Here is a 7,233-nt window from a genome sequence, read left to right as displayed (position 1 = left end):
TGTACGGAGGTAAGGGATTCACTGGCACGTAGAGCATCTTCATCATTTGTACATTGTAAGATCCGTGTGAGCAAATGTGGCCATGCTATGCCCGCACTGATTCCAATAGAAAATAGTGCTAAGCAAATAATAAAAATATATTCGAGTGTGGAAACTTCTGTTGGGATGAGCCATAAAAGAATCGCTATGCCTAACAGTTTAAATAGGGGCGAGTATATAATGATGTTGCGAATTTTTTTTGTGGAGACAGCAGCACTTGAGAGGGCTCCACACGTCCACCCTAGGCTCATAAGTGCTGCTATATAACCGGCTATAAGGGGAGCTTGTCCATGAAGTTCTTGAAGAAAAAGTGGTAAATAAAGTTCTATACTGTACACGACTGTTGTCATCACGAGTATTAATGCGTAAACGGGAAAAATTTCAGAAGAGAAAGAAAAGGATTTGCGCGGCAACATAGGATGAAAGCTATATGATTCGATTTTTGCTAGAACAAAGAGAAGACTAAGTCCGATAACTAATCCGCAAATTTTTGCCATTGTTGTGTCCATAGCTCCTCCAACAGAAATGATAAAAATCAATAAGGTGAGTATGAAAAGCTGGAGAAGAGGGAGGGGGGATGTTGGAACATAGTTTTCATTCTTTTTAGGTAAAACTCTAAGAGCTATGAGCAAGAAGATTATCGCTAATATGCCGATAACCCAAAAGGATGCTCTCCATACGCCATAATGTACAGAAATGCCACCGATAGCTGGTCCTAACAAGGTTGATATTCCCCACATTCCAGAGATAACACTTAATGCGTGTGACCATAAAGAGGGGCTGAAAATAATACGTACCATGGAATAGGATAGAGATAACAAAGAACCACTTCCCAATCCTTGAATAAAGCGTCCTATTAAAAATAATGACATAGACGAAGAAATGCTGCAGAGGAAAGTGCCTAGGGTAAAGATAAGTCCAGAGATAACATAAGCGTTGCGAGGACCTAATTTTCCTAATATTTTTGTTGCAAGTGAAGTACCAAGGAGTGAAGCTGTAATAAAGACAGTCGCCACCCAAGAATAATATATCTCACTGCCAATATGATTCATAAGGGAGGGTAAAATAGTAATAACAATATAGACGTTGGTGGCGTGTAATACAACACCACCTGTAAACGTTAAAAAGCAAAGACCATTTTTACCTAATAAAAGCGCAGACCAGCTTTGTTTTTTCACTGTTTTTTGCTATTTAATAAAAATTTACCCTCTTTTTACTTATAAGGTACTTCTTTGAATTTGCCAAGAGAAATTCAAAGCTCTGTTTAGAGCTTTGAATTTTAATTTAAGTAATAACTTAATTGCCCATTGCTTTTTTGAGATTCTCATCAATTTTGTCGAGGAAACCTGTTGTAGAAAGCCATTTCTGTTTAGGCCCAATCAAAAGTGCGAGATCTTTAGTCATAAAACCCTCTTCGACGGTTTTAATACAAACTTCTTCCAATGTCGCGGAAAAGCTTTTTAATTTCTCATTGTTATCTAGTTTAGCACGGTGTGCCAGTCCACGCGTCCATGCGAAAATAGATGCAATAGAATTTGTTGATGTTTCTTCGCCTCTTTGATGCTGACGGTAATGGCGTGTTACGGTGCCGTGTGCTGCCTCTGCTTCAACAATTTTACCATCTGGTGTCATAAGAACAGAAGTCATGAGACCGAGAGAACCAAAGCCTTGGGCAACAATATCAGATTGAACATCACCATCATAGTTTTTACATGCCCATACATAGCCCCCTGACCATTTAAGTGCAGAAGCAACCATATCATCAATGAGGCGGTGTTCGTAATATAATTTACGATTTTCAAATTCAGTTTTAAATTCCGTATCAAATATTTCTTGAAAGATATCTTTAAAACGACCATCGTAAGTTTTTAGAATGGTATTTTTTGTTGAAAGATAAACTGGGACATTCCTTTGTAGTCCATAATTAAAGGATGCTCGGGCAAAATCACGAATTGACTCATCAAGGTTATACATAGCCATAGCAACCCCTGCGCTTGGGGCATCAAAAACATCATGTTCAATAACTTGATTGTCATCACCTACAAATTTAATACTTAATTTCCCTTTTCCTGGAAATTTAAAATCTGTTGCCTTGTACTGATCACCAAAAGCGTGACGTCCAATAATAATTGGCTTTGTCCAGTTAGGAACAAGGCGAGGGACATTTTTACAGATAATGGGTTCGCGAAAAATGACTCCTCCTAAAATATTGCGGATTGTGCCATTAGGTGATTTCCACATTTTTTTTAGGTTAAATTCTTTAACGCGTGCCTCATCAGGTGTGATGGTTGCACATTTTATACCAACCCCATATTTTTTGATAGCATTGGCAGAATCGATAGTTACCTGATCATTTGTTGCATCACGATTTTCGACGGAAAGATCATAATATTTGAGATCAATGTCGAGATAGGGATGGATTAATTTATCTTTGATATATTTCCAGATGATACGAGTCATCTCATCCCCATCAAGTTCAACAACGGGGGTTTCTACTTTGATCTTTGCCATTAGAAGTCCTTTTTTTTTAAGCGATACTACTTTATAGCACTTTCAAGTTTATAATGAAAAGTAAAAACAAGGGAAAAAAGCACTCAAATATGAGCTTTTAGAATCTATGATCAATAGAGTGTAAATTTTGTTGGAGGGTTTAATTTTTGAAAAGAAGTGATGTGTTTGCAAATCTATAATTATTCTATGATTGATGAAGAATCTGTTTAATAGATAAGGTAGTTAGATCACTGGGGGGCAGGAATTATGCATTTTTATTATCAGAGTTTCCATTTAATAAGTTGATCGTATTCTAAATTATAGTTTCTTGATTTGTTGTGTTAGGTGAATAAGAATCTATTTTTATATCGCATTTCAATTCTAAGATTACGGTCTGTTTGTTTATAGAAAAGTTTAATGTAATACAAAGGCACCGTAATTAAAAATGCTTCATATAAGATGTGTTTTGGGGTGAATTTTAGTTTTGAAGGTTGGAAGAAACGTATAAATGATGTGGCTGGTTTTAATTTAAAAATTAACGGTATACGCGAAAATATGGCTCATAAACTCACCAGATCACGAGCTAGAACCCTCTAATTTTTATATTTTATCGATTTTTATTGTTATTAACTGTGCGCAGTAAAACACTATCCTCGAAATGCAACAAAGAAATCAATTATCTAATGATTCTTGTGTCTTTTTTACGAAGAGATCCCTTTAAAAATCTTATTCCCTCGTTTTTATTTATGCATTCCTCATTTTTAAAAATACAAATAAAATGAATGTATTACACATAGAAAAAAGGATTATGGTACGCCCCAAGGCGCGGGTATAGAGTAAATAAAATCAAAGAATTATATAGAATATAAGGGAATTAATGAATTTTGATTTTATTACGTTTTTTTTGTCTCTACCCCTAACTTTTTTGGAGCTTTTTTATAGCTTCAAGAGCTAGTCTTTTACGATCTGCACTCTTTGTATAAAGGGATGCCATCTGATCTTCTGTTCAGCCAAAAATTTCTTTCAATTGTGATACTGTTGCTCCAGAATTAGCTGCACGTGTTGCTGCTAATTTTCTTAAGCCATTCGCCATATCTTTTCTCTTTACATTGAGATGCAATTCACATGTGGCGTGAATCACGCATTACTTGAAAGTTGTTAGGAAGGGGGGGGGCTAGGAGCCATTTGTGAAGAGAAGCACCCCCATATGTAAAAAATCTGTAAGTTTATTTTTTAGATGTGCTTAATTTCATATTTCCAATCAGGCAATTGAGTGAGAGCTAATGCGAGTTGTCCTCTGTGACATATGCATACATTGGCTTCAAAACAGGTGATTGCAACGCGCTTTTTGTTTAAAAAAATTTGATATAATTTGTTTATTGCACAAGAATTATTCTTGAGAGTTGTATTTTGATAATCTTCAAAAAGGCGGTCATAATCTTTTTGTGTTTTCAAATTTCTTCGTTTTTCAGAAGTAATTCCAAGTTCAGGCATATGCATATATTCAATATCAATGTTGCTTACAGCTTGCTCTAATTGCCTTTTTGAAAATCCATGTTTTCTACTTATTGGATTTTTACGAACATCACATAAAGTTTTGATATTGTTTTCTATGAGACAACTAAGATAATTTTCAAGGGACCTACCTTCATAGCCAATGGTAAAAAAACAAAATTCCTCATCTTTAGCAGGCTGTATGATAATATGTTTGATGTTACACACGTTTAATTTCCTTATGTAAAAGGGTGGGGGTGCTCGTAGATATGCGGACCCCCATAAGGTTAAGCAGCTTTTGTTGAGAGTTGTTTTATCTCTTGTTCTATCTCTGCTACAAAGGCTTCAACAGCTTGATTGATCTGTTCAATTTGTTGATCATCACGGAGAACACGCTTGACTTTCATGCGCAAGTGAGAGGATTCCCCAGCAAAACGTAGGTCATAGCTTACGAAATCACACCACTTTCGTCTTGTACAAGCAGATTATGGTTATAAGACCTTATACCCCTTTGTAAGGTTATCACACTCATTATGTGAGCATGCTTTAATAAGCTTATTCAGTTTCTCTAATTTCTAATTTTGGTAGTTTTTTCACGATTTTCATTGTTTTTAAACTTACGGTAATAATCCTTTGAAACAACTCCAATGGATAAGCAGGATTTCCAACGGTTTCAACAGCATAGCGATTGGCATCATTAATAATGCCACTCTTTTTATCTGTTTTTACACATTGACGCTCCATAACCCATTCAAGAGCGGGTTTACCATTGACGATATACTCATAAGCTTCAAGAGGGATATCTGTTATTGTGATATTGCTGTTGTAGATAACAGTTGATTTATCCTTTTCCTTACTATTCTTAATTTTTGCGAATTTCATTTCAGTCACATAATAGAATTTCTCAGAATTAGAGATGTCAGTTAATTTTGGATTACCCTTTTAAAGGCACGGAATAAGATTCTACAGTTTCATAACTCACGTACAAATGACTGAGTTCACGCCCTGTTACAACAGAGCTCCGTTTTCGTATAAGGGGTTTAATTCTCTTCAAAAGAATCAAAACGAAGCTTATTAAATCCATTTTGAACGAATTGAGAAAAAATGCAGAAAAATGCTAAAAAGCCGATATTTTTTTCAAAAGAGTTTTTAAATGCTGTTTATCCGCAGCCCATGAGAGAGATCAGATCAGCAAAATAGTGAAATTTGCTGCTTATTCTATGGAAAAAAGACAAATGAAGCATGTGCTTTTAAAATATCATAATGATTATTTTGATAGGTTTTATGAGTCACTAAAATAATCTAGTTTGTCAGTTCAATTTACAAACACAAACTGACAAATATATATTATGGATTGTATTTAAGGTTGTATTGTCGATATAGGTTGTGTCGTTAAAATGCTAACATATTGAAATACAATGTTTTTAATTTTCTCTCATTTAAAAAATAATATAGGAGCTAGAATGAACTGACAAGACTGACAAAACTCTTCTGATAAGGCCACTCAGATCATTTGCTTTTGGAAAAAAGTTCCTTGATGAGAATGCCATAAAAAGAGTTTTGCGTGGTTGTCTTAAAGACTTCAAAAGAGATTTCTTTATTGTTTTATGCTGTTGTTTTTAACCAAAGGATGCCATTCATACCGTCTATCAGGACGCCGACCTAATTCATTCCCCTCTATAGGAAATTCACGAATATAGTTACAACGACATAAAAGCTCTAAAGCTTGCTTAACGGCTCCATTGTCTTTTAAAGACCTCCAACACCTTCTATAGATATCTCTTGCCGTAAAAACATCGGGTAAATGATCACAGCGCTCTACAATTAATTTTGCACGCTCTGCTGTTAATGTATCATTCGCCGCATAAAGACGTTTTGCATGGCTTATCAAATTTTTCCCAATACAAGGCTCTCTCAAGGGCATCTCTATTGATTTCAAAACGCCCCCCTTCACTCAATTCAAAAATCAATGCAAGGGTTGGTATGGTTTTATTCATTTTCAAAAGATGCGCTTGTAAACTTGATGAGAAATGACCTCCTTTGATTGTTCTTTGAAAATTTTCCCACTATTCACGAAACATCTCTTGGGCTTCGGCAGAAAAGCGTATAGTTATCGGATATTTTGGTGATCCTAATGGTTTATCATAAAGAGAACGAAAAATTCTTTGATAACTTTCCCATGCCTTTTGATTAGGAGGTCTATCAACCCATAACTGCTCTTGTCGTTCATCGGGAAAGATCAGCATTTGAAACCGTTGCATAAGACCATCATCGTTTATTCCACGGTGCATGTCTTGAATAATGGGAATAATACGTGCAGGTTGAATACCCCCTATAATAGAGACAGTTGCATTGGGAATAAAAATGGTTCCCCGTCCTATACGGTCATAGGTGTAAGACTTATTGCCATTAAAAGCTGTTAGATAGAAAGAACGGTCTGATTGATATTCCTTTCTTGCCAGATTAGATAAAAAACCAGCTAATTCATCACGAACCAACAAGAGACCACGGGGGTTTTCTTTTAAGAGTTCCCCAAGCTTTTCAACGGTCACATCATTGACGATAAGACGGCGTTTTATAGAACTGTCATCTTCCTCACTTTCTTTGTGTTCAAGAGTTTGTGAAAGAAGAGCAAGGGCTTGTTCTTCGTCTTGATCTTTGAGTGCTTTGTAGGCTTGTTTTTTCTTTTCTCGTTTATCTAATTCACTAAGAATATCTTTCTTTTCTTGCTGTTCTTTCTTCTTTAACCATTCTTGATGCCATTCCTCTTGAAAAACATCGAGACGTGCTAAAGCAGCTTCCATGGTATCTGTTTTCATAGTTGAAGGTTCCCCCACAATGGCACCCCAGAGATTAGGAACAATTTTCCAATTGGCATGTTGTTTTGGAGCAACCCGCACGCCATTTCCAATGACAGCAGACAATCCACATAAAGCAGAGATAGCAATAAAATCGAGAGAAGATTGTTGAAGATCGGCAACCTCATAAATATAGTCCATTAATGGCATTGGAAGCTGTAATAAGCTAAAAGGTTCGACAGGTAAGAGAGCCGTAGCAATCGGTTTTAATTGCCCCCAACCATTTTGTTGCAAGGCTTGTTCATAAGAAAATGGCTTTTAAACAAGTATTTTCGTTTAAAGAGACATTATCGTTATCATTGATGGGAGTATTTTCATTATTGTTTTGTAAATTACTATCTTTCATAGTTTC

The 7,233-nt window shown here is 35.7% G+C and carries 3 protein-coding genes and 4 pseudogenes; all 7 read right to left on the bottom strand.

The features are described from left to right. Positions 1–1,217 (bottom strand): MFS transporter (locus ACFIJQ_RS07305; RefSeq protein WP_375629489.1); only part of this gene is annotated, 1,217 nt, incomplete at its 3' end. Between the two features lie 118 nt (positions 1,218–1,335). Beyond that, positions 1,336–2,550, bottom strand: coding sequence for an NADP-dependent isocitrate dehydrogenase (locus tag ACFIJQ_RS07300; RefSeq protein ID WP_375629486.1), 1,215 nt, complete (start codon positions 2,548–2,550; stop codon positions 1,336–1,338). 895 nt (positions 2,551–3,445) lie between these two features. Then, positions 3,446–3,628, bottom strand: a pseudogene (locus ACFIJQ_RS07295) (integrase); the annotation flags it as partial. A gap of 134 nt (positions 3,629–3,762) precedes the next feature. Next, a complete protein-coding gene (locus ACFIJQ_RS07290) occupies positions 3,763–4,251 on the bottom strand; it encodes a DUF488 family protein (RefSeq protein ID WP_375629483.1) in 489 nt (162 codons plus the stop codon). Positions 4,252–4,310: 59 nt separating this feature from the next. Next, positions 4,311–4,505: pseudogene (locus ACFIJQ_RS07285) on the bottom strand (exonuclease); the annotation flags it as partial. Positions 4,506–4,578: 73 nt separating this feature from the next. After that, positions 4,579–5,038 (bottom strand): annotated as a pseudogene (locus ACFIJQ_RS07280) (type ISP restriction/modification enzyme); the annotation flags it as partial. Positions 5,039–5,620: 582 nt separating this feature from the next. After that, positions 5,621–7,227, bottom strand: a pseudogene (locus ACFIJQ_RS07275) (YfjI family protein). Positions 7,228–7,233: the final 6 nt, after the last annotated feature.

Source organism: Bartonella sp. TT67HLJMS (genome assembly GCF_042193375.1).
GTDB classification, from domain to species: Bacteria; Pseudomonadota; Alphaproteobacteria; order Rhizobiales; family Rhizobiaceae; genus Bartonella; species Bartonella grahamii.
The sequence above is the reverse complement of the archived record's forward strand: the minus strand, read 5'-3'. Positions and strand labels throughout refer to the sequence as shown.

Coding starts and splice junctions, on each gene's coding strand:
- ACFIJQ_RS07300 (WP_375629486.1), bottom strand. CDS start 2,550: ATGGCAAAGATCAAAGTAGAAACCCCCGTTGTTGAACTTGATGGGGAT.